This window comes from Polaromonas sp. (assembly GCF_039930745.1).
Classification (GTDB): Bacteria; Pseudomonadota; Gammaproteobacteria; order Burkholderiales; family Burkholderiaceae_C; genus Polaromonas.
On record NZ_JBDTTH010000062.1, the window covers coordinates 1 to 26,192 of the forward strand.

Here is a 26,192-nt window from a genome sequence, read left to right on the forward strand (position 1 = left end):
CCGCTGGATTGCCTGACCTGCGCCGCCAACGGCGACTGCGAATTGCAGGACATGGCTGGTGTCACCGGCCTGCGCAATGTGCGTTACGGCTACGACGGCGCCAACCACCTCAAGGACAAGAAAGACGAGTCCAACCCGTACTTCACCTACGACCCGAGCAAGTGCATCGTCTGCAACCGCTGCGTGCGCGCCTGCGAGGAAACGCAAGGGACTTTCGCACTGACTATTCAAGGCAGGGGCTTCGAGTCGCGCGTATCAGCGGGCCAGGACGAATCCTTCATGGAATCCGAATGCGTGAGTTGCGGCGCCTGCGTGCAGGCCTGTCCCACCGCCACCTTGCAGGAAAAGTCCGTGATCTGGCTGGGCCAGGCCGAGCACAGCGTCATTACCACCTGTGCCTACTGTGGCGTGGGCTGCGGCTTCAAGGCCGAGATGAAGGGAAACGAAGTCGTGCGCATGGTGCCATGGAAGGATGGCAAGGCCAATGAGGGCCACTCCTGCGTGAAGGGCCGCTTCGCCTGGGGCTACACCACCCACAAGGACCGCGTGCTCAAGCCCATGATCCGCAAGAACATCAGCGATCCATGGCAGGAAGTGAGCTGGGATGAGGCCATCAACTACGCCGCCGGCGAATTCCGACGCATCCAGGCCAAGTACGGCGTGGATTCCATCGGCGGCCTGGTGTCCTCGCGCTGCACGAACGAAGAGGGCTACCTGGTGCAAAAGCTGGTACGTACCGCCTTCGGCAACAACAACGTTGACACCTGTGCGCGCGTGTGCCATTCGCCCACCGGCTATGGATTGAAGCAGACGCTGGGCGAATCGGCCGGTACGCAGACCTTCAAGTCGGTGGACAAATCCGACATCATCATGGTGATAGGCGCCAACCCGACCGACGGCCACCCGGTGTTCGCCTCGCGCATGAAAAAACGCCTGCGCGCCGGCGCGAAGCTGATCGTCGTCGATCCGCGCGGCATCGACCTGGTGAAGTCACCGCACATCCGCGCCGACTACCACCTGCAGCTCAAGCCGGGCACCAACGTGGCCGTAATCACCGCCATGGCCCACGTTGTCGCCACCGAGGGCCTGATCGACGAAGCATTCGTCACCGAGCGCTGCGACATGAAGTCGTTCAACGAGTGGCGCGAGTTCGTCTCGCGCCCGGAGAACTCCCCCGAGGCCATGCAGAAAATCACCGGCGTGCCGGCAGATCAACTGCGCGGCGCGGCCCGCCTGTTTGCCACCGGCTTTGACGGACACAAGAACGGCGCCATCTACTATGGCCTGGGCGTGACCGAACATAGCCAGGGCTCAACCATGGTAATGGGCATTGCCAACCTCGCCATGGCCACCGCCAACGTCGGGCGCGAAGGCGTGGGCGTGAACCCGCTGCGCGGCCAGAACAATGTGCAGGGCTCCTGCGACATGGGCTCCTTCCCGCACGAGTTGCCAGGCTACCGCCATGTGTCCGACACGGTGGCGCGCAACGCCTTCGAAGATGTGTGGGGCGTGACGCTCAGTCCCGAGCCGGGCCTGCGCATCCCCAACATGTTCGACGCCGCCATCACCGGCAGTTTCAAGGGCCTGTACTGTGAAGGCGAAGACGTGGTCCAGTCGGATCCCAACACCCAGCACGTGGCCGAGGCAATGATGGCGATGGAGTGCATCGTGGTGCAGGACCTGTTTCTCAACGAAACCGCCAAGTACGCCCATGTGTTCCTGCCGGGCACCTCGTTCCTGGAGAAGGACGGTACCTTCACCAATGCCGAGCGCCGCATTTCGCGCGTGCGCAAGGTCATGCCGCCCAAGCCGGGCCTGGCCGACTGGGAAGTGACGCAGAAGCTGGCCAACGCGCTCGGCTACCCGATGAACTACAAGCACCCCGAAGAAATCATGGCCGAGATTGCGGCCTTGACCCCAACCTTCCATGGTGTGAGCTACAGGAAGCTCGACGAACTGGGCAGCATTCAGTGGCCCTGCAACGACGACGCGCCCGAAGGCACGCCGACCATGCACATCGACACCTTCGTTCGCGGCAAGGGCAAGTTCATCATCACCAAGTACGTGCCTACGCACGAGAAGGTGACGCGCATGTTCCCGCTGATCCTGACCACCGGGCGCATCCTCTCCCAGTACAACGTGGGTGCGCAGACGCGCCGCACCGAGAACAACCAGTGGCACAGCGAGGACCGGATCGAGATCCATCCGCATGACGCTGAAGAGCGCGGCATCAAGCAGGACGACTGGGTGGGTATCAAGAGCCGCGCCGGCGAAACCGTGCTGCGCGCCATCATCACCGAGAAGGTGCAGCCGGGCGTGGTCTACACCACCTTCCACTTTCCCGAGTCGGGTGCCAACGTGATCACCACCGATAACTCCGACTGGGCCACCAACTGCCCCGAGTTCAAGGTGACGGCCGTGCAGCTGATGAAGGTGATGCAGCCCTCCAGCTGGCAGCAGGAGTACAGCCGCTTCAACCGTATCCAGGAAGGCCTGCTCGAGACACGCACCCCGCAGAGCGAGCTGGTGGGCAAATGAAGCCGGACGACGCCTTTTTGGCGCGGGGCGGCGCGCAGGCGCTGCGGGTCACCGGCAAGCGCAAGGGCCTGCCTTTCGAGACGCAGGACTGGGTCGCGGACGAGGTGCCGGTAGCGCTGGAATTCAACGGCATTTCGCATGCGGTGATGCTGGCCACGCCGCTGGATCTGGATGATTTTGCATTGGGCTTTTCGCTCAGCGAAGGAATTCTCAGCGGGCCGCATGAGCTGTATGGCGTGGAGCAGGAGGTCAGCGAGGCTGGCATCACGCTGCAGCTTGAGGTGGCCAGCGGCGCGTTCGCGCGGCTCAAGGATCGCCGCCGCACCATGGCCGGGCGCACCGGCTGCGGCTTGTGCGGCACCGAGAGCTTGACGCAAGTGGCGCGGCAACTGCCGGTTCTGGCTTCCGGCCCGGTATTTCGCAGCGAAGCCGTGGCCTGTGCGATGAACGAATTGCGTGCCCTGCAGGTGTTGCAGCAGGCCACAGGTGCGGTGCATGCGGCCGCCTGGTGCGCCGCTGACGGCCAGGTGCGGCTGTTGCGCGAAGACGTGGGCCGCCACAATGCGCTGGACAAGCTGGTCGGTGCGCTGGCAATCGGGGGCATCGCTGCAGGAGACGGTTTCATCGCCGTCACCAGCCGCGCCAGCTTCGAAATGGTACAAAAGACTGTGCTGGCCGGTGCACCCCTGCTGGCTGCGATCTCTGCCGCCACGTCGTTGGCCGCTGCCACCGCGCAGGCGAGCGGTCTGACGCTCGCAGGCTTTGTCCGCGACGAGGACCTGGTGGTTTACTCCCATCCCGAACGAATTGCGTGATGCATATCGAACACCTCATCAAGATGGCCAACCAGATCGGCGACTTCTTTGAAGCCATGCCCGACCGCGCTCAGGCGCTGGAAGACGCGGCACAGCACATCAGGCGCTTCTGGGAGCCGCGCATGCGAAAAGAATTTCTTGCGCACATCGACAGTGCCGGGATGAGCGAATTGAACGAGACCATGGCGCAAGCGGTGGCCCGGCATCGCAGCCTGCTCGGTTGACGTGTTCAACACGGCGCCATGCGACCTATGTATTACAGTTCATAGCTCGTGACTCCCAATGGCCGCCAAAGGCCACAGCCTCTACGATAAAGTGCAACATTTTCCTGAATGAACACTTTCTCTGACAGCGTCGGCACGGCCTTTTCGCTGATGACCTCCCTGGATCCCCTGCTCGGCAGCATCGTCCTCCGGTCGCTGGCTGTCAGTGCCTGCGCCTGTCTGATTGCCTGCAGCGCCGGCCTGGTGCTGGGTGCCTGGCTGGGTGTTGCGCGTTTTGCCGCGCGGGGGGCTTTCCTCACCGTCCTGAATACTTCGCTGGCCCTGCCTTCGGTGGTGGTCGGCCTGGTCGTCTATCTCGTGCTGTCGCGCTCTGGCCCGCTGGGCTTCCTTGGCTGGCTGTTCTCCTTCAAGGCCATGGTGCTGGCGCAGGCGATCCTGGTGCTGCCTGTGGTCACCGCCTTGACGCGACAGGTGGTGGAGGACGCGGACCAGGCCAATGGCGAGCAACTGCGGTCCTTGGGCGCGGGCCCGCTGCTGCGCAGCTGGCTGCTGGCCTGGGACGAGCGGTATGCCTTGCTCACCGTGGTGATCGCATCGTTCGGCCGGGCCATCTCTGAAGTGGGCGCCGTGATGATAGTCGGCGGCAACATCGACGGCTTCACGCGTGTGATGACCACGGCCATCGCCCTGGAAACCAGCAAAGGCGATTTGCCGCTGGCGCTGGCGCTGGGCATGGTGTTGCTGGGCGTGGTGCTGGTTCTCAATGCGCTGATTGCAGCCGTGCGGCGCTGGCGCGTCGGTCGCGACGGGCAGCCCATGCTGCTGGGGGCGGCGGTATGAGCGCTCTGTTGCAGCTCAAGGCCGTGGATTTGCGTTTCGGCGCCGTGACTGCGCTGAGCGGTGTTGAGCTGCGCATAGCGGCGGGCGAACGCGTGGCACTGATCGGCGCCAACGGCAGCGGCAAAAGTACCCTGCTGCGCGTGTTGCACGGCCTGATACCGCCCAGCCGCGGCTCTGTGCTGCGCGACAGCGCCATGCGGCAGGCCATGCTGTTTCAGCGGCCTTTTGTTCTGCGCACCAGCGCCATGAACAACGTGGCGCTGGGGCTATGGATTCGCGGTACCCCATGGAAGCTGGCGAAAGAGCAGGCTCTGCTTGCGCTTGGGCGCGTCGGCATGGGCGAGGTGGCCCTGCGCAATGCGCGCGCACTTTCCGGCGGGCAACAGCAGCGGCTGGCTCTGGCGCGCGCCTGGAGCCTGCAGCCCGACATGCTGCTGCTGGACGAGCCCACCTCCAGCCTGGACCCGCATGCCAAGCGCGAGGTGGAGGCGCTGATGGCCGAGTTCGCAGAAACCGGCATGACGCTGGTGTTTGCCAGCCACAACCTGGGCCAGGTCAAGCGTCTGGCGACGCGTGTGGTGTACCTCGAAATGGGCCGCGTGCTGGCCGACCTGCCGACGCAGGAGTTTTTCAACGGCCCGCGCCTGGGTGAAACATCGCGCGAGGCTGATTTGTTCGTTAAAGGAGAAACAACATGAATTTCAGGAAAATTTCCTCATCATTTCGGCCTTTTGCCCTTGTGGTACTTGCGCTGACAGCTAGCAATTTAATAGCGCATGGCGCGTGGGCCCAATCCATCACCATGGCTTCAACGACGTCCACCGAGCAGTCGGGACTGTTTGGCTACCTGTTACCCGAGTTCAAGAAGACCAGCGGAATGGACGTCAAAGTGGTGGCGGTGGGCACGGGCCAGGCCATCGACATGGCGCGGCGCGGTGATGCCGACGTGCTCTTCGTGCACGACCAGGTGGCTGAGGAGAAGTTCGTGGCTGACGGTTTTTCCGTCAAGCGCTTTCCGGTGATGTACAACGACTTCGTGCTGGTAGGACCGAAAAGCGACCCCGCAGGAACCAGGGGCAAGGACATTGGTGCGGCGCTGCAGAAAATTTCCGCCATCAACGCGCCCTTCATCTCGCGCGGTGACAAAAGCGGCACGCATGCGGCCGAGTTGCGCTACTGGACGCAGGCGGGCATGGTGGACAGGAAAGGCAGCGGCTACAAGGAATGCGGCTGTGGCATGGGTCCGGCGCTGAACATCGGTGCATCGTCCAATGCTTACGTCCTGACCGACCGTGGCACCTGGCTGAATTTCAAGAACCGTGCTGACCTGGCGGTGCTGGTTGAAGGCGACACCAAGCTGTTCAACCAGTACGGCGTGATGGTTGTGAACCCTGCCAGGCATCCGCACCTGAAATCCACAGACGCCCAGAAGTTCGTGGACTGGATCGTTTCTCCAACAGGCCAGGGTGTGATTGCGTCTTACAAGATTGGCGGCGAGCAGCTGTTCTTCCCGAACGCGGTGAAGTGATGCGGTGCGAGGGCTGGCTTGTTCTTGCGGCGCTGCTCATGACGACCCAGACCGTGCGCACCCAACCGGAGGCCGCACCGGTGCAGCTCTATGCGGCGGGCAGCCTGCGCCAAGCGCTCACCGAAGTGGCAAAGCAATTTGAAGTGGAAACCGGTCGGAAGGTGACGCTGACTTTTGGCGCTTCCGGTTTGCTGCGCGAGCGTATCGAGAAGGGCGAGGGTGCGCAGATTTTCGCTTCGGCCGACACCGACCACCCGCAGCGGCTGGCGCAGGCTGGCGGCTGGCAGTCGCCAGTCGTTTTCGCCCGCAACCTGATGTGCGCGCTGGCATCGCCGTCAGTTGATGCGACGCCCGATACCTTGCTTGAAACCATGCTGCGGCCATCCATACGCGTCGGCACCTCTACGCCCAAGGCCGATCCCTCAGGCGACTACGCCTGGGCCTTGTTCCGCCGCGCCGATGCCGTGCAGCCGGGCACCTATGCCGCGCTTGATGCCAAGGCGCTGCAACTCACGGGCGGCGCCGACTCGCCCAAGCCGCCGGCAGGCCGCAGCACCTACGCCTGGGTGATGGACGAAGGCAAGGCCGACCTGTTCCTGACGTATTGCACCAATGCCGTGGCGGCCCGGCGCGAGGTACCGCGGCTGAAAATTGTTGCCATGCCGGCCGCTCTCCAGGTGGCAGCCAGCTACGGGTTGACTTGGCGAGTCGACACAGGTGCTGACGCAACGCGGCTCGCACAGTTCATCCTGTCGCCGCCTGCGCAGACTGTCTTTCAGCGTCACGGGTTCGGCCAGCCTTGAGGAGAAGTGCGTGCCTCCGCGGTGCGCTGAACCAGCGCTACCCGACCAGCGCGGCCGATTTCACCTGAGCCCAGACAGGCTTGCCCGGCGCCAGATCCAGCGCCTCACATGCGCGCGCAGTGATGCGCGCCAACAGCAACGACTCACCACACATCAGTTGCACCAGCTGCTGTGACGGGTGGGTGTCGGGAGCGATGGCTCGCACCGCGCAGGGAAGCACATTCTGGATGCTGGTGGCTTGCGGTTCCTGCGTGGCAATGCTCACGTCGCGGGCTAGAACGCGCACGCGCACGCGGGATCCCGCCGCCAGGCCGCTGTCGCGCAGCCACAGGCCGCCGCCCGGAAAGCCTATGTGCGCCAGATGCCAGCGCTCGTCGCGTTCCGTCACCGTGCCCTCCAGCAGCGCGCTTGTGTCGTCGCCCAGCACGAGGGTCGTGTCGATGCGCGCCAGTGTCTGTGCCATCGGGCCCGAGGCCACGACGCGGCCTTGCTCAAGCACCACCAGCGTGTCGGCCAGCCGGATCACTTCGTCCAGGGCGTGGCTCACATAGAGCATCGGGATATCGAGCTGGCTGTGCAGCCGCTCCAGGTAGGGGAGCACTTCGCTTTTGCGCTGCGCGTCGAGGGCTGCCAGCGGCTCATCGAGCAACAGCAAACGGGGACTGCTGGCGAGGGCCCGAGCGATGGCGACGCGCTGGCGTTCTCCGCCCGACAGGGTTTCGGGTTTCCGGTCCATCAGCGGCGCAATGCCCAGAAGGTCCACAGCCTGGTCCAGTGACACCTGGCGTTGGGATGTGGGGATGCGCTTCATCCCATACTCCACGTTGCCACGAACGGTGAGATGCGCAAACAGGCTGGACTCCTGGAACACATAACCGAGCGGCCGGCTGTGCGTGGGCAAAAAGCAGTTTTGTGCATCGTCTTGCCAGACACTGCCGGCGATCTCCAGGCGGCCGCGCGCGTGTTCCAGCCCGGCCATGGCGCGCAGGCAGGTGGTTTTACCGCAACCCGAGCGGCCGAACAGCGCGCTGACGCCGCGCCCAGGCAGATCAAGCTGAACGTCGAGCGTGAAGCCCGGATAACTGATTCTGAAATCGGCCAGGATGCGGTCCATCAGCGGCCTTTCTTCCGGCTGCCGGTCGGGTTCAGCGCATACAACGCCAACAGCACGGCGAAGGAAAACACCAGCATGACGGCCGCCAGGCGGTGTGCGTCGGCGTATTCAAGGGCTTCGACATGGTCGTAGATCTGCACGGAGACAACGCGGGTCTGGTTGGGTATGTTGCCCCCTACCATCAGGACCACGCCGAATTCACCCACAGTGTGCGCAAACCCCATCACCATGGCGGTGAGGTAACCGGGGCGGGCCAGCGGCAGCACCACGCTGAAAAAAGTATCAAGCGGCGAAGCGCGCAATGTGGCCGCCACTTCCATCGGCCGATCGCCGATGGCTTCAAAAGCGTTTTGCAGTGGCTGCACCACGAACGGCATCGAGTAAAACACCGACGCCACCAGCAGTCCCCAAAACGTGAATGGCAGCACGCCCCAACCCAGCGACTGCGTGAGCTGGCCCAGCGGTCCATTCGGGCCCATGCCCACCAGCAGGTAAAAGCCAAGTACGGCGGGAGGCAGTACAAGCGGCAGCGCCACCACCGCACCCACCGGAACCTTCAACCATGACCGTGTGCGCGCCAGCCACCAGGCCACGGGTGTGCCAATCAGCAGCAGGATCAAAGTGACCAGCCCTGCCAGCTTGATGGTGAGTACTATCGCCCCGAGGTCTGCGTCACTGAGCAAAGGGTTCTCCTGTCCGGATTCCGTTACAGCGCATAGCCGTAAGAACGGATCAGGTCTTTGACGCGCTCGGACTTCAGCAAGGCAACCAGGGCCGTCGCGGCAGGGTTGTCTTTACCGCGCGTGAGGATGATGGCATCCTGCACGATGGGCCGGTACAAGGTGGCGGGCACTGCCCACATCGACCCGCTTTTAAGTTTGCCGCCTTCGAAGACTTGTGACATGGCGACGAAACCCAGCTCTGCGTTGCCGGTCGAAATGAAGCTGAAGGTTTGCCCGATGCTTTCACCCAGAACCAGCCGCGGGCCCAGCCGCCCGGCAAGACCGAGTTGGGTGATGGTTTCCATGGCGGCTGCGCCATAAGGCGCCACTTTCGGCTGGGCAATGGCGATTTTCCTGAAGTCACCGGTTTTTAGCACCTGCCCCTGTGCGTCGATGAGTGCAGGGTTGGCTGACCACAACACCAGCTTGCCTTTCGCATAAGTGAAGCGGCTGCCCGGCACTGCGAGCCCTTCCGCTTCCATTTTTCCAGGCGTTTCATTGTCGGCCGCCAGAAACACGTCGAAGGGTGCTCCGTTTTTGATCTGTGCGTAGAACCTGCCCGTCGCGCCTGTGACGATGTCGGCCTTGTGCCCGGTGGTTTTTTCCAGAATGGCAGCGATGGCTTGCATGGGCGCAGCGAAGTTGGCGGCCACCGCCACCGTGACTTCGCCAGCGTGCGCCGAACCCAATGTCCATGCCGCCAGGACGGCCAGCAGGCGGGAGTATGTCACGGCATGGCCTCGCTATTCTAAAAAGGAATAGCGAAAGTATACCGCTCGGACAAGGCCCCGGGTGGACAATGCGCCCATGAAGAAAACCCGACTCCAGATCGCTGGCGCACTTGGCCACGATGCGGCTGACAAGCGCCTCGACATCCTCCGCCGTATCGGCGAAGCCGGCTCCATTTCAGAGGCTGCACGTGCCGCCGGCGTCAGTTACAAGGCGGGTTGGCAAGCAGTCGATACGCTGAGCAACCTGGCCGGTGTGCCTCTGGTCGAACGCATGGTTGGCGGCTCTGGCGGCGGCGGTGCGCGCCTGACTGACGCAGGCCGCGAGCTATTGCAGGCTGCGGATGAACTGGCGCTGGCACGAAGCGAGGTGCTGGCACGGTTGGCGGGCAAGGGAGACAGGCTTCCCGGCTCCTCGTCGCTGGCTGCGCTGGGTTTGCGCACCAGCATGCGCAATCAGCTCCCCTGCACGGTCGCGGGCCTACGCGCGCAAGGCCAGGCGCTGCGCGTGCAACTGGTGTTGACCGGTGGAATGCTGCTTTTTTCACGTATCACCCGGGAGAGTGCGCAACTGCTGGCCTTGCGCGCGGGCCAGCAGGTTCTGGCCCTGTGCAAGGCGACTGCAGTGAAGGTGTCAGCGGAGGCTAGCAGCGAAGGGGTCAACCTGCTGCAGGGCCGAACAAAACGTGTATCGCGCGCCGCTGGTGGCGGTGAGGTGGCGCTGGAGCTGGATGGAGGCCTGCAACTGGTCGGTTTTGCCGGCCCAGGCCACGGGCTGAAGGTGCACAGCTCGGCCGTGGCCAGTGTTGATGAGTCGGCCGTGGTGATCGCGGTTGCCCCGTAGCTGAGCGCAACTTCCTTAACGCAACACGCCCAGCGCAAACGGCAGGCTGAACATGCCCAACAGGGTGGAGAGCGTGACCAGACCGGCCACATAGGCGCCGTCGTAACCCATGCGCGCCGCCAGTACGTAACAGCTTGAGGCGGTGGGCAGGGCTGAAAAGGCCAGCAGCACGGTGGTTTGCACCGGCGACAGGCGAAATACCCAGGACAGGCCCCAGGCGATCAGGGGGATCAGGAGGTGGCGTATGGCGAGCAGCGCAACCGCCAGGGTTTTGGCCCGGGCCAGTTTGCCGAATTGCATGCCGGCACCGGCTGCCATCAAGCCCAGCGCCAGGGATGCCGCGCCTATGCGGTTCAGGGTGGGGTCCATCCAGACCGGGATGTGCAAACCCAACAGGTTGGCCGCCAGGCCGGTCGCGGTCGCGATGATCAGGGGATTCCTTACCAGCGCGCCCAGGAAGCCGCTGTTGGCATGGCGCGCCATGGGCCAGACCGCACCAACGTTGAACAGCGGCACACACACGCCGATCAGCACCGCGATCAGCAGCAGGCCTTCGGCGCCGGCCAGCCGTTCGGCCAGCGCCAGCGCGATGAAAGAGTTGAAGCGAAAAGCGACCTGCGCACTGCCAGCGTGCTCGCGCCTGTCAATGTGGGCACCAAGCCAGGGCAGATATGGCAGCGAATAAGCCAGGGCAATACCGAGCACACCCATGAGCAGCCCGGCGGCGATCAGGCTGGAGGCGGCGCCCAGATCGAGCGGGCTTTTCACGATGGACTGGAACAGCAGCACCGGAAACAGGAAGTAATACACCAGGCTTTCCACCTGTTGCCAGACAGTGCGGTTCAGGGCGGTGTAACGGCATACCAGGTAGCCACACAGGATCAAGGAAAAATCGGGGAAAAGAAGTTGCGCGTAGTTCACCCGGTGAGAATAACGCAAAGTCCTGAGCGCTTCGGGTTTGCCCTAGGGAGCGCGTTGCCTGACTCGCGCTGTGCGCGGCGGGGCTTTTGCGGGATGAGCCGTGAGGCGCAAAACCCAAGGCAAGGCTGCACGCCTTGCCTGGTTTTGTAACGAAGCGGATCGCCCGCAAAACCACGCCCCTTCGGGTTCGGACCAAAACGGGCGCTTTCCTCACCAAACCCCTTGCGTGTGCTTCAGCACACGCTGCGTGGTGTTGGCGAGCAAATCATCCCGTTGTGGATCCGAACGCGCATGGCGGGAGTCAGGCAACGCGCTCCTAAGCGTTATCCACAAGAGGCAGGCCCGAAGCTTGCGTTTACGATAGCCACTGTTATTTTTTCAAGGAACCCGTTATGCAACGCCGTTATCTGCTCACCCTTTCCACACTGACGCTGGCCATTGCGACCGCAGGTTCGGCGTTTGCCCAGGCTTATCCGAACAAGGTCGTCAAGCTGCAAGTGCCTTTTGCGCCGGGCGGCACCACCGACATCGTTGCGCGCGTCATTGCCGAGCCGCTGGGCAAGGCGCTGGGCCAGACCGTCATCATTGAAAACAAGGCCGGTGGCGGCGGCGTCATCGGCGCGCTGGAAACCGTGCGTTCGACGCCTGACGGTTACTCGCTGGGCATGGCCACGGTGTCCACCACGGCGGCCAACCCGGCCATCAACACCAAGATTCCGTACAACCCGCTGACGGATTTCACGCCCATCATCAACATTGCGGCCACGCCCAACATCATTGCGGTACACCCCAGCTTCCCGGCCCGCAACTACAAGGAGTTCATTGCCGAGCTCAAGAAGAACCCCGGCAAATACTCCTATGCCTCGTCAGGCACCGGAGGCATCGGCCACCTGCAGATGGAGCTGTACAAAAACTTGAGCGGCGCTTTCGTGACGCACATTCCCTACCGCGGCGCCGGCCCGGCCCTGAACGACACGGTGGCCGGTCAGGTGCAGGTCATTTTTGACAACATTCCCTCGGCGCTGCCTTTCATCCAGCAAAAACGCCTGATTCCCATCGTGGTGGCTGCGCCCACACGCCTGGCCGTGCTGCCGGACGTGCCGACCTTCAAGGAAGTTGGCCTGGAGCCGGTGAACCGCATGGCCTATTACGGCATTTTGGGACCCAAGGGCTTGCCGAAGGAAGTGGTCGACAAGGTCAGCGCCGGCGCCCTGAAGGCGCTGCAGGACCCGGCGGTGCGCAAACGCATTGAAGACACCGGCTCCATCATCGTCGGCAACACGCCGGCGCAGTTCACCGCGCAGATCAAGGCCGAGTACGAGGTCTACAAAAAAGTGGTGGACACCGCCGGGCTCAAGCTCGACTAAGCCGCTGGCGGGCAACAAAGCCCGTCCTGTCACCGGATACCCCGCGGGCCGCCTGCCTTGCGGGGTATTTTTTTGCCAGCTCGTTTTTGCATTCTTCTGATTTTGTTATCGTCCCGGTATGAATCCCCAGAGCCAGTCCGGCATTGATGCCTTTGTCGACGCCTTGTGGCTGGAAGACGGCCTGTCAAAAAACACGCTCGCCGCCTACCGGCGCGATCTCTCGCTGTACGCCGTCTGGCTGAGTGCCAAAGAGCAGGGCGGCCGCGCGCTGGATGAAACGCTGGAGAGCGACATCCACGGCTATTTCGCGGCGCGGCACAGCGCCACCAAGGCCACCTCGGCCAACCGCCGGCTGACGGTGTTCAAGCGCTACTTCCACTGGGCCCTGCGGGAACGTTTGATCACGGCCGACCCCACGCTCAAACTGCAGTCGGCCAAACAGGCGCTGCGCGTGCCCAAACTGATGTCGGAAGCCCAGGTAGAGGCGCTGCTGGCCGCGCCCGATGACGGCACGCCGCTCGGGCTGCGCGACCGCGCCATGCTGGAGCTGATGTATGCCAGCGGCCTGCGTGTGAGCGAGCTGGTCGGGCTCAAGACCTTCCACACCAGCATGAACGAGGGTGTGCTGCGGGTCATGGGCAAGGGCAGCAAGGAACGCCTCGTGCCCTTCGGCCAGGTGGCGCGGCAGGCGATCGAGCGTTACCTTGCTGAAGCACGTCCCGAGATTCTGGGTGGGCAACAGACCGACGACCTGTTTGTTACCGGCCGCGGCAGCGGCATGAGCCGGGTGATGTTCTGGATGCTGGTCAAGAAATATGCGCAGCGTGCAGGCATTCATTCGCCGCTGTCGCCGCACACTCTGCGCCATGCTTTCGCCACCCACCTGCTCAACCACGGCGCCGACCTGCGCGCGGTGCAGATGCTGCTGGGCCATGCCGATATTTCCACCACCACCATCTACACCCATGTGGCGCGCGAGCGCTTGAAGGCGCTGCACGCGCTGCATCATCCCCGAGGGTGACTGGCCCCCACGGTCATTCGCTTCGCGTAATTCCCGCACCTTGCAGGCCGCCACTCGCCGAGGCTTCGCTTCTGGTGCCTGTCCAAACCTGCCCAAGCAGGTTCGGAGCCGCAGGCTCCAGCCCCGAGGGGGCCGCTGCGCCTGCGGACTGGTGAAGCCAGATCCGCGGCCCCTGCTTGAAAAAGCGAAGTGCCCACCTTTGGCCGTGACTCGGGCCGCGAGGCAAAATATGGCAATGTTCACATCAGAAAAATTCGTGTCATTGAACCCTTCGCGCCGCCGCCTGCTGGTCCTGTCTGTGCTCGCGCTGTGCGCCGCCGCACTGCCTTCCATTTCCTTTGCACAGGCCTGGCCGGCACGCCCCATCCGCATTGTGGTGGCTTACCCGCCGGGCGGCATCAGCGACAACATTGCGCGGGCGCTGGCCGACAGGCTGGCGCAGCAACTGGCCACGCCGGTGCTTGTTGAAAACCGTGCCGGCGCAGGTGGCAGCATAGGCATGGATCTGGTGGCCAAGGCGGCGCCCGACGGCTACACGCTGGGGTTTTCGTCGATCAGCCCGCTGGCGCTGAACCCGCATCTGGGCAAGCTGCCCTACGACCCGGCCAAGGACATTACACCAGTGGCCAGCGTCATGTATTCGCCGGTGGTCCTGCTCGCTACCCCGGCTTTCGAAGGCAAGGACTTCAAGGACATGCTGGCCTTGGCGAAGGCCAGACCCGGCAGCGTGCGCTGGGCCACCTCCGGGCTGGCGACGGTGGGCCACATCGTGCTTGAGCAGGTGCAGCAGGGCACCAAGCTGGCGTTCACCCACGTGCCCTACAAAGGCGGTGGCCAGCAGTTGACGGATGCCCTGGGCGGGCAGTTTGAGGTACTTTCCACCAACCTCAGCGCTGCGGTGATGCCGCACATCAAGTCCGGCAAGCTGCGCCCGCTGGCGGTGGGTGCCCCGGCGCGGGTTGACACTTTGCCGCAGGTGCCGACCTTTGCCGAGCTCGGCCTGCCGCCAGCCAACCTGAGTTCACTGTTCGGCGTGTTTGCGCCGGGCCAGATTCCGGAGGCCGTGCTGCTGCGCTTGAACAACGAAATCAACCTGGCGCTGCAGACGCCGGAATTACGCCAGCGCCTGCTTGGTGCCGACAACCTGCCGACGGCAGGCAGCGCCGCGGCGTTTGCCCGCCAGATCGCGCAGGAGTCCGACAGCAACGCCCGCATCATCAAGGCGGCGCACATCAAGGCGGATTGAACGCAGGGCGTAGCGTGCTATTGATAACATAGCTGCTTGCGCCCGTCCTGTAAGGGCTGAGGGCAGATTTTGTTGTAAAGCCGGTGCTCAGCCCGGCAGCGCACCCGTTGCAGCAGAGGGTGCGTAGATGTAGTCGCGCCGGAAGGGGTAGCTGCTCTGCGCGCCCTGGATGGCCTGGTTGGGCGCGCCATCTGCCGGTCGGGTGGCCAGCATCTGGTGCAGCGCCAGCCAGCCGCGCTCGAAGCTCATGGCGCTGCCGGCCAGGTAGAGGCGATAGGCCCTGAGGGTTTTTTCGGCGCGCACGCTGCCGCTGTCGATGGCAAGAACCTGCTGGGCCGTTTCCAGGCGGGTTTCCAGCGCATCCGACCAGTCCCACAAGGTGCGGGCGTAGTGAGGCCTCAGGTTTTCCGTGTCGACCATTTCCAGTCCACCACGCGCCATATGGTTGAGCACGTCGCTGACATGCAGCAATTGACCGCCGGGGAAAATGTATTTCTCGATAAAGTCGCCCATGCCGGCGCCGAGTTGGTCGTTGTCCGGCCCTCCGGCCGTGATGCCGTGGTTCATCACCAACCCACCCGGTTTGAGCAGGCGCCCGATCTTGCTGAAATACGCCGTCATGTTGGCCCGACCCACATGCTCGAACATGCCCACCGATGAAATCTTGTCAAAGGGCTGGCTTTCGTCCAGGTGGCGATAGTCTCGCAACTCCATGCGGACCCGGCCTTGCAGACCCTTGTCTTCAATGATTTTCTGCACATGGGCGTGCTGATTTTTGGACAGCGTGATGCCGGTGGCGTCGACACCGTAATGTTCGGCGGCCCACAGCAGCAGGCCGCCCCAACCGGCGCCTATGTCGAGGAAACGCTCTCCTGGCTGCAGCATCAGCTTGCGGCAGATGTGGTCGAGCTTGGCTTCCTGCGCCTGGGTCAATGTCATGTTTTCGTCCCGATAATAGGCGCAGGAATACACGCGGCGCGGGTCCAGCCACAACGCATAGAAATTGTCGGACACGTCGTAGTGAAACTGGATTTGTTCAGCGTCTTTTTCCAGTGAGTGCGCGCGCAGCGCCCGTATCTGGCGCTGAAGGGCGCTCCACCAGCCGTGGTCGGTATGCAAGGGGTTGGCCGGCAGCAGGCTGGCGGCCACCGCCATCACATCGCGCATGCGGCCTTCCAGCTTGAGCTGGCCTTCCACGAAATCTTCAGCCAGCGCTCCTATCTGTCCGGCTTTCAAGCGTGCCAGGCTGGACCAGCGGGAAAACGACATCTTGACTGGTGCACCGGGCGGGCCGAGAAGCTGGCCCGCGGGCAATTGCACGGCCACCGGAGACGGCAGGCGAACGATTTGGGACTCAATCTTTGGAACGAGATGCCGGATCATGGGCTCACTCCTGTCGACGTTGAACCGGGTCTGGAACTATCAAAGCCACGGGCGTGACCCGCTTGCCATCGACCCATTGGCATCCCGAATATGCTTGAAGTTCAGGGCTTCGTCTGTAGGAGAAAACGGATTGTTTCGAATTGACCGGGCTCCAGAGCAGCGGGTTACTTCTATTGTTTTAACCGGTTGACCCCATACCCCCACGGTTCCATTTATGCAGCGTGCGAACTGCCTCTGTCCGCGTGCACCACCAGGATCAACTGCCAGGCAGGGCGAGCTGCAGCGCTACCCGCGTTTTTCCCGGTGGCGATTCCAGTTGCAGCGCGCTGCCAAGGCGGTGTGCCCGTGCCCGCATGCTGCGCAGCCCGGCGCCGGTGGACTGTTCGGCGGCTTTTTGGACGAAGCCGCAACCGTTGTCCTGTACCGCCAGCAACAACGCGTCCCCGCTGCGCAGCAAGCTCACGTCCACGAACCTGGCGCCGCTGTGCTTGAGCACGTTGGTCAGCGCCTCCTGCAGAAAGCGCAGCAGCTCCAGGCTTTGCGATGGCGGCAGTTCGAGCCTGTCCAGGCCCGCCACTTGCCAGCGGCACTCGATGCCGTTGGCGTCCAGCAGTTGTGTCGTGCGGTGCCGCAGTGGCGCCAGCAGTTCACCGAAGCTGCGCTGGCCATCGTCCCGGCCGGTGGCGTCGATGATGAGCCGCAGGTCGTCGCGCAGGCTTTTGAGCATGGCGAGCAGTTGCGGTGCTGACTGGCTGTGGGGCGCGTTCTCCAGTGTTGCGATGCTGCCAACCAGCATGCCGCCCAGGCCGTCGTGCAGATCGCTCGCGAGGTTGACCCGCTCGCCAATGCGCGCATGCGCCAGTTCCAGCGCGTGGCGCTGCGCCAGCGTGTTCGCCAGCTCTGTCCTGGCCGCTTCCACCTCACCGATCAGCTCCGTGTTGAAATTTTCGATGCGCTGCAGGCTTTGCACGAAGCGCCCGGCCAGCACCAGTGCCATACCGAACACGGTGACATACGAGACCATGGCCGAGTAATAGACGTTGCTGTCAATGAGTTGCAGAAATACCATCAGATCGTGCACGCCCGCCACACAGCCCGCCAGCATGAAAGGCGCGAGCGCGAAGATGCGCCGCGTTCGCACCAGGCCGGCGTAGACCAGGTAACCGCCACTGGCCAGCGTGTAAACCAAGATCGCGGCCACGGTCCACAGGCTGCGGTGCAAGCCCATCTCTGCCGGCGCGGCAAGCCACAGGTCCAGCCAGCAGGCCAGTGCCAGCAACGCCACCCCGGCTTCAAAGCGGGGCAGCCGCCGCTCGCAAAAGCGCAAGGCAAAAATCAGGAAACTGCAGCAAAAAGCCATCAGGGAGGAAGTGCTGAAAGCCTGCCAACCGTCGGTGCTGGCAAATGGCCAAGGGCTGGTCACGACCTGATTGCTTGCGAAGACCAGCCACAGGCAGGACATCAGCGCGAACCAGCCATACGCCGTTTCCCGCCGCCGCAGCACCCACAACACCCCGAAGAACACCGCCACCACGGTGCTGATCGCCAGTCCGAACAGCTGCTGATCGCGGCGGACACTGCGTTGTTGTTCGTACTGCGGCCAAATCGCCGCAGGCAACCCGACCGTGACCGGGCCCAGCCCTGCCTGGTAGGCCGCCAGGCCCGACACCCGAACCAGCAGCGTGTTGGTGGCGCCCGGGCGCAGCAGGGGCGCCGCTATGAGCCAGTAGTGCGGCGTGTTCCATGCGCGGGTCAACGGCTCCACCAGGCTGGCATCGCGGCTGATCGGCGTGTCATTCAGCCAGACCGCGCCTGCCATGATCAGATATTCCAGCAGCACGCCTGCTTCTGGGGCGTCTGCAGGCTGTTCCCATTGCAAGCGGTACCACACCACGCCGTCGAAGCCGGGCCAGCGTTGCGCCCACGTGTCAGGCAGCACCACCGGCGTCCAGCCGTCGGCAGGCGGCACCTCGCCCTGCCAGCCTTCAGCACGCACCGCCTCTATGCGCAGCGGCGGCTGCTCCGCACGCGCCGTGGTCGGCACCGCCAGCCACAGACACAGGCCAGCCAGCAGCCCAAAAATCAGCGCAGCAAACCGCGCGTGCGTGCCGTGTAAACCGCTTCGGTGCGCGAGTTCACGGCCAGCTTGCGATAGATGTTTTTGGTGTGGCATTCGACGGTCAACCTGGAAATGGAAAGTGTTTCGGCCATCTCGCGGTTGCTCAGGCCCTGGGCTACCAGCTCGAGGATGTTGTTTTCGCGGCGGCTCAGCGCCATCTCAGGCGTCGTCGTTTTCTTCGCCGTGTCCACTGTGTCAGGGGTGACCGGCTGCGGCCGGGTCAGCAGCGCCAGAATGCCCCGGGCAATGGCCGGGTCTATGGGCGCGCCGCCCTGCGCAATGCTGCGCAGCGCCCGTTCCAGTTCGAGGTCATCGCGTTCCTTGAGCAGGTAGCCAATGGCACCGGCCCGCAGCGCAGCCAGGATGATGTCATCGGCACGAAAAGCCGAAATGACCACGGCCGGTAGCAGCGGGTGACGGGCTTGCAGCTCGCCGACCAGGTCAATGCCGCTGCCGTCCGGCAGGCCGATGTCCACCAGCGCCACCCCGAAGCTGCGCTCTGCCAGCAAGCGCCGGGCCTGGGCCACGCTGTCGGCGATGGCAACCTGCTCCACAGCGCAGCCCGCGGCGGCCAGCACGCGGCACAAACGTCGCTGCATCACCGGGTCATCCTCGACCACCAGCGCGGGGCTGAGCGAGACAGGGAGGACTTCTTCTTGCGAATTGAGTTGCATGGGCCCGGTTTTTACCTGTTTTCGGGGATTGTTGGTAAATCGTGTCTTTTGTATCTTAAGCGCTACTTTTGTCACAAGACTGAACGGGAGCCAATCGGGCCGACGTCCGGCGCATTGCAGCGCACAGCCGGTCGATCACAGCATTAAGAAATCGGCCTCTAGCCCATGACGGGTAAGCGCAAGCAGCTATCGATTTGGTAGCAAAAAATCAATTCAATGACACCGATATGAACACCACACACAGCAGCATCTGGAACGCAGCCCTTGGCGCCTGGGTCGCCGTTTCTGAAATCACCCGTGCCTGCGGCAAACGCAGTGGCGCCGTCGTGGCGCTGGTTCTGATCGGCTCTTCAGTCTGCTCCTCGGTCGGGGCACAGGACGTCTTCATCGACGCTGGCGCCAGCGTGACCGTGCCTGTCTCCCAGAGCAGCCCCTGGAACATCGGTGGCTCCCTCTTGGTTGGCGACACCGGCACCGGCACACTGACTGTGTCGAACGGGGGCGCGGTTAGCAATACCGGGGGGGCGTACCTCGGCATCGGCTTCGGCGCCGGCGCCGGCAATGTCACGGTGACCGGCGCGGGCTCTACTTGGTCCAACCAAAGCGTCCTCCACGTCGGCAACACCCGCACCGGCACACTGACCGTGTCGAACGGCGGCACGGTCAGCAGCGCCACTGGGTACCTCGGCTTCGACGCCGGCGCCGTCGGCAATGCCACGGTGACCGGCGCGGGCACCCGCTGGACGAACGGCCAGCTCCGTGTCGGCAACGGAGGCAACGGCACACTGACCGTGTCGAACGGCGGCACGGTCAGCAGTGCCGGTGATGGGTACGTCGGCTTCGACGCCGGCGCCGTCGGCAATGCCACGGTGACCGGCGCGAACTCCACCTGGACGAACAGCGGCGAGCTCTTAGTCGGCCGCGACGGCCAGGGCACACTGACTGTGTCGAACGGCGGCAAGGTCAGCAATAGCTTCGGGTCTATCGGCCGTTTCCTCGGCGCCATCGGTAATGCCACGGTGACCGGCGCGGGCTCCACCTGGACCAACAGCGCCAACCTCACGGTTGGCATCAGCGGTGTCGGCACCTTGACCGTCGCAAACGCTGGGCACGTGTCCGTCAACAGTGGCACCGGCGTGCTTGGTGTCGCTCAGTTCGCTGGCTCCGGCGTGCTGAACATCGGCGCCGCGGTTGGCAGCTCCGCGCAGGCGGCAGGCACCGTGGCGGCGGGCGAACTGCGCTTCGGTTTGGGTACCGGCAGCCTAAACTTCAACCACACCGACGCGGCTTATGTGTTTGGCACGCGGATCACCGGTCCCGGCGTGCTCAACCATTACGCCGGCACCACCATCCTGACCGGTGCCAACACCTACACCGGCGCCACTACCGTCAGCGGCGGCACGCTGCGTGTCAACGGCTCGATTGCCAACTCGAATGTCACCGTCAACAGTGGCGGTACCTTGGGTGGCTCCGGCACGGTCGGCAACACCAGCATCGCGGCAGGCGGCATGCTGACACCGGGCAATTCGATCGGCACGCTGAACGTTGCAGGCAACCTCAGCTTTGCCGCCGGCTCGATATACAGCGTGGAAGTGGATGCCGCCGGCAACAACGACCGCATCAATGCCACCGGCACGGCAACCATCAACGGTGGCACAGTCGATGTGCAAGCCGCTGCGGGCACGTATGCGGTCAACGCCCGCTACACACTGCTCAACGCCTCAGGCGTGACGGGGCGTTTTGATGGGGTGAGTGGGAATTTGACGGAGCTCGCTTTTTTGACGCCAACGCTGGGCTATGACGCCAACAACGTCTTCCTGACGCTGATGCGCAATGGCACCAGCTTCAGCGCTATCGCGATCACGCCCAACCAGATCGCCACCGCGACCGCACTGCAAAACGCGGTGGCGGGTGCCGGCGGCGACATGAGCACGGTGATCAATGCCGTGTCGAGTCTTTCCGCCGCGCAGGCGCGTGCCGCTTATGACTCGGCCAGCGGGGCCGGCCTGGTGGCATTGCGCGGCGCCGGCGCCGGCTTTGCGGCTGGCTTTGGCAATCAGCTGCAGGCGCGGCTGGGTGCGGTACAAGGCGGTGAAGGAGGTGGCCTGGTTAATTCGTTCAGCAACCGCCCCGTGCTTCTTGCGGCGAATGACCGTGTGTCTGATTTGATGGCGCCTGTTTCTGACTCGCCGCAGAAGTTCTCGTTGGGCGGTGGCGCTGCTTCCTCTTCTTCATCTTCATCCCAAGGGCGCGGTTTCTGGCTGCGCAGCTCGGGAGGCCAACAAAACACGGACAGCGACGGCAACGCCGCTGCCAGCAAACTGCGCAATGGCGCCCTCAGCGCCGGCTTTGATGCCGAGGTGGGCGAAGGCCTGGTTCTCGGTGCAGCTCTCAGCAGCGGCACCGCCCGCCTTGCCTTTGACACCAACACCGGCACCGGCAAATCACGCGGCAGCGCACTGGCGGTCTATGGCAGTTATGCCGCCGGCCCCTGGACGTTCAAAGGCTCGGCCAGCGCCGCCAGGAGCAGCAACCACATGGACCGTGCCGTCACGGTAGGCGCCTTAAGTCGCACAGCAAGTTCTGACTTTGACAGCAGCACGCTGTCTGCCTATGGCGAGGCGAGCTGCAGCATGGCCATGAACGGCTGGACGCTGCAGCCTCTGGCCGCGCTCTCCGTGAGCCGCCACAAGAGCGAAGGCTTTACGGAAACCGGCGCCGGTGCCTTGAACCTGCAGGTGGCAGGTCAAACCATCAACTCCACCAAATCCCTGCTCGGAGCTAAAGCCAGCTTTGAAGCGGGCAGCGTCCGGTTGGAACCAAGAGTGGTCTGGGCGCATGAGTTCGGTGACTTGAACCGGCCCATGACGGCGCAGTTCCAGGGCGCAGCCGCCGCTTCGCCGTTTGAGGTCTCTGGCGTAGCGCTCAAGCGCGACACCTTGATCTTGGGCCTGGGCGCCAGCGGCAGCATCAGCCAAGGGGTAGACCTGTTTGCCGATCTACAGGCCGAACACAACAGCCGTCAGAACAAGCTGGCCGTGCTCATGGGGGTGCGGGTGCGATGGTAGGCCCAAAGAGGTTTCAGCGAAGAATGACAAAGAAAATCGGCCTCTAGCCCAATAGATACGGGCGCAAGCAGCTATTTATTTGATAGCAAAAACGTCACTCCATTTACACCACCATGAACACTACACACCGCAGCATCTGGAACGCAGCCTTGGGTGCCTGGGTCGCCGTCTCTGAAATCACCCGAGCCTGCGGCAAACGCAGCAGCGGCGCCGCTGTGGCGCTGGTTTTGATCGGCTCTTCAGTCTGCTCCTCGGTCGGGGCACAGGACGTCTACATCGACGGCGCCAGCGTGACCGTGCCTGTCCCCCGGACCAGCCCCTGGAACATCGGTGGCGCCCTCTTGGTTGGCTACACCGGCACCGGCACACTGACTGTGTCGGCCGGCGGCACTGTGAGCAATTTAGTTGGTCACATCGGTTATGACTCCGGTTCCACCGGCAATGTCACGGTGACCGGCGTGAACTCCAACTGGACCAACACCGATCGCCTCTATGTCGGCTTCGGAGGCACCGGCACATTGACCGTGCAGGACGGCGGCACGGTCAGCAATACCTTTGTGAACCTCGGCGTTTTCGCCGGCGCCATCGGCAATGCCACAGTGACCGGCGCGGGCTCCACCTGGACCAACAGCGCCAACCTCACGCTTGGCACCGACGGTGCCGGCACCTTGACCGTCGCAAACGCTGGGCACGTGTCCGTCAATAGTGGCACCGGCGTGATTAACGTCGGTTCGTTCGCTGGCTCCACCGGCGTGCTGAACATCGGCGCCGCGGCGGCCAGCCCAGCGCAGGCGGCAGGCACGGTGGCGGCAGGCGAGTTGCGCTTTGGCGCGGGCACCGGCAGCTTGAACTTCAACCACACCGACACCGCCTATACCTTTAGCCCCAGGATCACCGGTGCCGGCGTGGTCAACCACTACGCCGGCACCACTATCTTGAGCGGTGCCAACACGTACAGCGGTGCCACCGCAATTAACGGCGGCACGCTTCGGGCCGGTGCCGCCAATACGCTGTCCGGCAGCAGCGCTGTCACGCTGGCCAACACGGCCGGCGCAACGCTCGATCTGAACAACTTCAGCCAGACTATTGGCTCACTGGCAGGCGGCGGCACAACGGGCGGGGACGTCACCCTCGGCTCGGGCACGCTTACCGCCGGCGGCAACAACAGCTCGACCAGCTTTGGCGGCGTGATCAGCGGCACGGGCGCCTTCACCAAAACCGGCGCCGGTAACCTCATCCTGACAGGTGCCAACACCTACAGTGGCGGCACCACGATCAACGGTGGTACGTTGCGGGCCGGTGCCGCCAATACGCTGGCCGGCAGCAGCGCTGTCACGGTAGCCGATATCGCCGGCGCAACGCTGGACCTGAACAACTTCAACCAGACCGTTGGCTCACTGGCAGGCGGCGGTGCAGCGGGCGGGAACGTCACCCTCGGTTCGGGCACACTCACTGCCGGGGGCAACAACAGCTCGACCAGCTTTGGCGGCGTGATCAGCGGCAGCGGCGCCTTCAGCAAAACCGGCGCCGGTAACCTCATCCTGACCGGTGTCAACACCTACAGCGGCGGGACCACCGTCAGCGGCGGGATACTGCAAGGCAACAGCATCAGCCTGCAGGGCAACATCACTAACAACGCCGCGGTAACTTTCAACCAAGCCACTGCCGGGACCTATGCCGGCGTCATGAGCGGCACGGGCGCCTTCACTAAGACAGGCACGGGCAACCTGATCCTCACGAACACCAACACCTACAGCGGCGGCACCACCGTCAGCGGCGGCGCATTGCAAGGCAACAGCACCAGCTTGCAGGGCAACATCCTCAACAACGCCGATGTGATCTTTGCGGAAACTACGGCAGGCACCTACGCAGGGGCCATGAGCGGCACCGGCAACTTGACCAAGATCGGCGCCGGCGTCTTGGGACTGTCAGGCGCCAACACCTACACCGGCGGCACCACCGTTACCGCCGGCACGCTGCAGGGCGATACCACCAGCTTGCAGGGCAACATCATCAACAACACTGCTGTGATATTCAGTCAGGCGGCCACTGGCACTTACGCCGGCCAGATGAGCGGCACCGGTTTCCTGAACAAGACCGGTGCAGGCACCTTGGTACTCACGGGCGCCAACACTTACAGCGGCGGCACCACCGTCAGCGGCGGGATACTGCAAGGCAGCAGCACCAGTCTGCAGGGCAACATCCTCAACAACGCCGCTGTGACCTTTGACCAGGCCAGCGTTGGCACCTACGCCAGCGCCATGAGCGGCACAGGCTCTCTGACCAAGCAAGGCGCAGGCAACCTGATCCTGAGCGGCACCAACACCTACAGCGGCGCAACCAACATCAACGCCGGCACGCTGTCCGTCAACGGCTCGATCGGCAACTCGGCTGTGACCGTCAATAACGGCGGCATCCTCGGAGGCAACGGCACGCTTGGGAATACAACTATCGCTTCAGGTGGTGTGTTGGCGCCGGGTAACTCGATAGGCACGCTCACGGTTAACGGCAACCTCAACTTTGCAGCAGGCTCCATCTACCGGGTGGAAGTGGATGCAGCCGGTGCGAACGACCGCATCAATGCCAGCGGTACGGCAACCATCACTGGCGGCACAGTCGATGTGCAGGCCGGCGCCGGCACCTATGCCGCCAACACAACTTACACCATCCTCAATGCAGCGGGTGGCCGCACCGGCAACTTTGCCGGGGTCACCTCTAACCTCGCTTTCCTGACGCCTACGCTGGGTTACGATGCCAACAACGTCTTTCTGACTCTGGCGCGCAACGACATCAGCTTCGCCTCAATCGCCATCACACCGAACCAGATCGCCACATCAACCGCCTTGCAGAATGCGAACGCAGGCGCAACAGGCGACATGGCTGCGGTGCAGACAGCGCTGACAGGGCTTTCAGCGGCGCAGGCACGCGCGGCTTACGACGCTACAAGTGGTGCCGGCCTCGTCGCTCTGCGCAACGCCGGTGCCAGCTTTGCGGCTGGCTTTGGCAGGCAATTGCAGGCTCGACTGGGCGCAGTGCAAGGCGGTGAAGGAGGTGGCCTGGTTAACTCGTTCAGCAATCGTCCCGTGCTTCTTGCGGCGAATGACCGTGTTTCTGATTTGATGGCGCCTGTGTCCGATTCAGCGCCACAGAAGTTTTCATTGGCCGGCGGCGCCTCTTCGCCGTCTTCTTCACCCGACGCCAATGGCAAAGGCCTGTGGGTCCGTGGCTACGGTGGTTACGGCAACACCGGCAGCGACGGCAACGCGGCCGCCAGCCAACTGCGCAGCATTGGCCTGAGCATTGGATTTGATGCTGAAGTGAAGGATGGCGTTCGCGTCGGCATTGCGGCCACGGGCGGCGCGTCGCGGCTTTCTACCGACAACAACGAGACGGGCAAGGCGCGCGGCAGCGCAGTCGCCGTGTATGGCAGTTACGCCGCCGGCCCGTGGAACCTCAGCGGCTCGGCCAGCATGGGCTGGGTCAAGAACCATCTTGATCGCAACGTCGTTGTGGGTGCCTTGAACCGGGTAGCTTCGTCAGACTTTGACAGCAACACGCTCGCGGTCTACGGCGAGGCCAGCTATTCCATCGCGATGAATGGCTGGATGCTGCAGCCGCTGGCCGGGCTTTCGCTCAGCAGAAACAAGGCGGATGGTTTTACGGAAACCGGAGCTGGCGCGCTCAACCTGCAAGTGGCTGGACAAACCGTCACCTCCACCAAATCCTTGCTGGGTGCCAAAGCGGGTTTTGAGACGGGAAGCGTTCACCTGGAGCCGCGTGTGATCTGGGCGCATGAGTTTGGCGACCTGAACATGCCGATGACGGCGCAGTTCCAGGGCGCGGCAACGGCTGCGCCGTTTCAGGTTTCGGGGGCGGCACTGAAGCGCGACACACTGATCCTGGGCTTGGGGGCATCAGGCCGTGTCGGCCACGGGGTTGACCTGTTCGCCGACGTGCAGCTTGAACATAACCAGCGCCAGCGGAACCTCTCGGCGCTCATGGGCGTGCGGGTGCGCTGGTAGGTAAAGGGCGGGTATCGAGAAGGGCCAGCTCGGCTTCGTCAAAACCGGCGGCGCGGCGTGCGTCCAGGTTCAGCGGGCCCTTGAGATGGGGCGCGCCGTACTGTTTGGCCAGTACGGCATAGGTCGCCACCGGATCCAGTCCTCGTTCACTGCACAGATTCCGGTACCAGTGGTTGCCGATGGCGACGTGGCCGATCTCGTCGCGCAGGATGATG

21 protein-coding genes are annotated in these 26,192 nt (G+C 63.6%); 13 read left to right on the forward strand and 8 right to left on the reverse strand.

Annotation, left to right across the window (positions count from 1 at the left end; all coding sequences use genetic code 11):
* The 7 genes from fdhF to ABI660_RS16635 all read left to right on the forward strand — a co-directional run.
* Window positions 1-2,538: formate dehydrogenase subunit alpha (gene fdhF / locus ABI660_RS16605; protein WP_348070106.1), on the forward strand; the 2,538-nt coding region annotated here is incomplete at its 5' end.
* Window positions 2,535-3,353, forward strand: coding sequence for a formate dehydrogenase accessory sulfurtransferase FdhD (fdhD, locus tag ABI660_RS16610; RefSeq protein ID WP_348070108.1), 819 nt, complete (start codon window positions 2,535-2,537; stop codon window positions 3,351-3,353). The genes fdhF and fdhD, both read left to right, overlap by 4 nt.
* The gene (locus tag ABI660_RS16615) at window positions 3,353-3,577 is read left to right on the forward strand and encodes a formate dehydrogenase subunit delta (RefSeq protein WP_348070111.1); all 225 of its coding nucleotides are present in this window, start codon (window positions 3,353-3,355) and stop codon (window positions 3,575-3,577) included. Before fdhD ends, ABI660_RS16615 begins: the two co-directional genes overlap by 1 nt.
* A gap of 108 nt (window positions 3,578-3,685) precedes the next feature.
* Window positions 3,686-4,417 (forward strand): ABC transporter permease, encoded by a 732-nt coding sequence (locus ABI660_RS16620; protein ID WP_348070113.1) that lies wholly within the window; start codon window positions 3,686-3,688, stop codon window positions 4,415-4,417.
* A complete protein-coding gene (locus ABI660_RS16625) occupies window positions 4,414-5,115 on the forward strand; it encodes a phosphate ABC transporter ATP-binding protein (protein ID WP_348070116.1) in 702 nt (233 codons plus the stop codon). Before ABI660_RS16620 ends, ABI660_RS16625 begins: the two co-directional genes overlap by 4 nt.
* Window positions 5,112-5,945 (forward strand): substrate-binding domain-containing protein, encoded by an 834-nt coding sequence (locus ABI660_RS16630; RefSeq protein WP_348070118.1) that lies wholly within the window; start codon window positions 5,112-5,114, stop codon window positions 5,943-5,945. The genes ABI660_RS16625 and ABI660_RS16630 overlap by 4 nt, the downstream gene beginning before the upstream one ends.
* Before the next feature lie 38 nt (window positions 5,946-5,983).
* Window positions 5,984-6,748, forward strand: coding sequence for a molybdate ABC transporter substrate-binding protein (locus ABI660_RS16635; protein WP_348070121.1), 765 nt, complete (start codon window positions 5,984-5,986; stop codon window positions 6,746-6,748).
* 37 nt (window positions 6,749-6,785) lie between these two features.
* On the opposite strand, the gene modC is transcribed toward ABI660_RS16635, so the two are convergent.
* Genes modC through modA form a run of 3 tightly spaced genes read right to left on the reverse strand, consistent with a single transcriptional unit; the run spans window position 6,786 to window position 9,315 of the window.
* Window positions 6,786-7,862 (reverse strand): molybdenum ABC transporter ATP-binding protein, encoded by a 1,077-nt coding sequence (gene modC, locus ABI660_RS16640; RefSeq protein WP_348070123.1) that lies wholly within the window; start codon window positions 7,860-7,862, stop codon window positions 6,786-6,788.
* Entirely contained in the window at window positions 7,862-8,545 is a 684-nt protein-coding gene (modB, locus tag ABI660_RS16645; protein WP_348070126.1) for a molybdate ABC transporter permease subunit, read from the reverse strand. Before modB ends, modC begins: the two co-directional genes overlap by 1 nt.
* A gap of 23 nt (window positions 8,546-8,568) precedes the next feature.
* Complete coding sequence (modA, locus tag ABI660_RS16650) at window positions 8,569-9,315, reverse strand: molybdate ABC transporter substrate-binding protein (RefSeq protein WP_348070128.1); 747 nt, start codon at window positions 9,313-9,315, stop codon at window positions 8,569-8,571.
* A gap of 76 nt (window positions 9,316-9,391) precedes the next feature.
* Here modA and ABI660_RS16655 point away from each other — a divergent pair, with 76 nt between their 5' ends.
* Window positions 9,392-10,156: a TOBE domain-containing protein gene (locus tag ABI660_RS16655; protein ID WP_348070131.1), complete on the forward strand. Its 765-nt coding sequence runs from the start codon at window positions 9,392-9,394 to the stop codon at window positions 10,154-10,156.
* 15 nt (window positions 10,157-10,171) lie between these two features.
* Here ABI660_RS16655 and ABI660_RS16660 read toward each other — a convergent pair whose 3' ends face one another.
* Complete coding sequence (locus ABI660_RS16660) at window positions 10,172-11,077, reverse strand: AEC family transporter (protein WP_348070150.1); 906 nt, start codon at window positions 11,075-11,077, stop codon at window positions 10,172-10,174.
* A gap of 392 nt (window positions 11,078-11,469) precedes the next feature.
* Here ABI660_RS16660 and ABI660_RS16665 point away from each other — a divergent pair, with 392 nt between their 5' ends.
* From ABI660_RS16665 to ABI660_RS16675, 3 genes are all read left to right on the forward strand, one after another.
* Entirely contained in the window at window positions 11,470-12,444 is a 975-nt protein-coding gene (locus tag ABI660_RS16665; protein WP_348070133.1) for a tripartite tricarboxylate transporter substrate binding protein BugE, read from the forward strand.
* Window positions 12,445-12,562: 118 nt separating this feature from the next.
* The gene (gene xerD / locus ABI660_RS16670) at window positions 12,563-13,465 is read left to right on the forward strand and encodes a site-specific tyrosine recombinase XerD (protein ID WP_348070135.1); all 903 of its coding nucleotides are present in this window, start codon (window positions 12,563-12,565) and stop codon (window positions 13,463-13,465) included.
* Between the two features lie 235 nt (window positions 13,466-13,700).
* Window positions 13,701-14,711 (forward strand): tripartite tricarboxylate transporter substrate binding protein, encoded by a 1,011-nt coding sequence (locus tag ABI660_RS16675; RefSeq protein WP_348070137.1) that lies wholly within the window; start codon window positions 13,701-13,703, stop codon window positions 14,709-14,711.
* Window positions 14,712-14,798: 87 nt separating this feature from the next.
* Here the strand turns inward: ABI660_RS16675 and ABI660_RS16680 are convergent, their stop codons facing one another.
* From ABI660_RS16680 to ABI660_RS16690, 3 genes are all read right to left on the reverse strand, one after another.
* The gene (locus tag ABI660_RS16680) at window positions 14,799-16,094 is read right to left on the reverse strand and encodes a class I SAM-dependent methyltransferase (protein ID WP_348070139.1); all 1,296 of its coding nucleotides are present in this window, start codon (window positions 16,092-16,094) and stop codon (window positions 14,799-14,801) included.
* A 256-nt stretch (window positions 16,095-16,350) separates the two neighbouring features.
* A complete protein-coding gene (locus ABI660_RS16685; protein WP_348070140.1) occupies window positions 16,351-18,267 on the reverse strand; it encodes an ATP-binding protein in 1,917 nt (638 codons plus the stop codon).
* Window positions 18,177-18,887: a response regulator transcription factor gene (locus tag ABI660_RS16690; RefSeq protein WP_348070142.1), complete on the reverse strand. Its 711-nt coding sequence runs from the start codon at window positions 18,885-18,887 to the stop codon at window positions 18,177-18,179. Before ABI660_RS16690 ends, ABI660_RS16685 begins: the two co-directional genes overlap by 91 nt.
* A gap of 227 nt (window positions 18,888-19,114) precedes the next feature.
* Here ABI660_RS16690 and ABI660_RS16695 point away from each other — a divergent pair, with 227 nt between their 5' ends.
* Together ABI660_RS16695 and ABI660_RS16700 are read left to right on the forward strand one after the other, a co-directional pair.
* Window positions 19,115-21,955, forward strand: a complete 2,841-nt coding sequence (locus ABI660_RS16695; protein WP_348070144.1) for an autotransporter domain-containing protein — start codon at window positions 19,115-19,117, stop codon at window positions 21,953-21,955.
* A gap of 113 nt (window positions 21,956-22,068) precedes the next feature.
* Window positions 22,069-25,977, forward strand: a complete 3,909-nt coding sequence (locus ABI660_RS16700) for an autotransporter domain-containing protein (protein ID WP_348070146.1) — start codon at window positions 22,069-22,071, stop codon at window positions 25,975-25,977.
* On the opposite strand, the gene ABI660_RS16705 is transcribed toward ABI660_RS16700, so the two are convergent.
* The coding region (locus tag ABI660_RS16705) for a DUF455 family protein (RefSeq protein WP_348070148.1) at window positions 25,952-26,192 on the reverse strand (241 nt) is incomplete at its 5' end. The genes ABI660_RS16700 and ABI660_RS16705 overlap by 26 nt on opposite strands.

Coding starts and splice junctions, on each gene's coding strand:
- ABI660_RS16630 (WP_348070118.1), top strand. CDS start 5,112: ATGAATTTCAGGAAAATTTCCTCATCATTTCGGCCTTTTGCCCTTGTG.
- ABI660_RS16615 (WP_348070111.1), top strand. CDS start 3,353: ATGCATATCGAACACCTCATCAAGATGGCCAACCAGATCGGCGACTTC.
- ABI660_RS16625 (WP_348070116.1), top strand. CDS start 4,414: ATGAGCGCTCTGTTGCAGCTCAAGGCCGTGGATTTGCGTTTCGGCGCC.
- ABI660_RS16680 (WP_348070139.1), bottom strand. CDS start 16,094: ATGATCCGGCATCTCGTTCCAAAGATTGAGTCCCAAATCGTTCGCCTG.
- modC (WP_348070123.1), bottom strand. CDS start 7,862: ATGGACCGCATCCTGGCCGATTTCAGAATCAGTTATCCGGGCTTCACG.
- ABI660_RS16620 (WP_348070113.1), top strand. CDS start 3,686: ATGAACACTTTCTCTGACAGCGTCGGCACGGCCTTTTCGCTGATGACC.
- ABI660_RS16685 (WP_348070140.1), bottom strand. CDS start 18,267: ATGCCACACCAAAAACATCTATCGCAAGCTGGCCGTGAACTCGCGCAC.
- ABI660_RS16665 (WP_348070133.1), top strand. CDS start 11,470: ATGCAACGCCGTTATCTGCTCACCCTTTCCACACTGACGCTGGCCATT.
- ABI660_RS16690 (WP_348070142.1), bottom strand. CDS start 18,887: ATGCAACTCAATTCGCAAGAAGAAGTCCTCCCTGTCTCGCTCAGCCCC.
- ABI660_RS16700 (WP_348070146.1), top strand. CDS start 22,069: ATGAACACTACACACCGCAGCATCTGGAACGCAGCCTTGGGTGCCTGG.
- ABI660_RS16675 (WP_348070137.1), top strand. CDS start 13,701: ATGTTCACATCAGAAAAATTCGTGTCATTGAACCCTTCGCGCCGCCGC.
- ABI660_RS16695 (WP_348070144.1), top strand. CDS start 19,115: ATGAACACCACACACAGCAGCATCTGGAACGCAGCCCTTGGCGCCTGG.
- fdhD (WP_348070108.1), top strand. CDS start 2,535: ATGAAGCCGGACGACGCCTTTTTGGCGCGGGGCGGCGCGCAGGCGCTG.
- ABI660_RS16635 (WP_348070121.1), top strand. CDS start 5,984: ATGACGACCCAGACCGTGCGCACCCAACCGGAGGCCGCACCGGTGCAG.
- xerD (WP_348070135.1), top strand. CDS start 12,563: ATGAATCCCCAGAGCCAGTCCGGCATTGATGCCTTTGTCGACGCCTTG.
- ABI660_RS16655 (WP_348070131.1), top strand. CDS start 9,392: ATGAAGAAAACCCGACTCCAGATCGCTGGCGCACTTGGCCACGATGCG.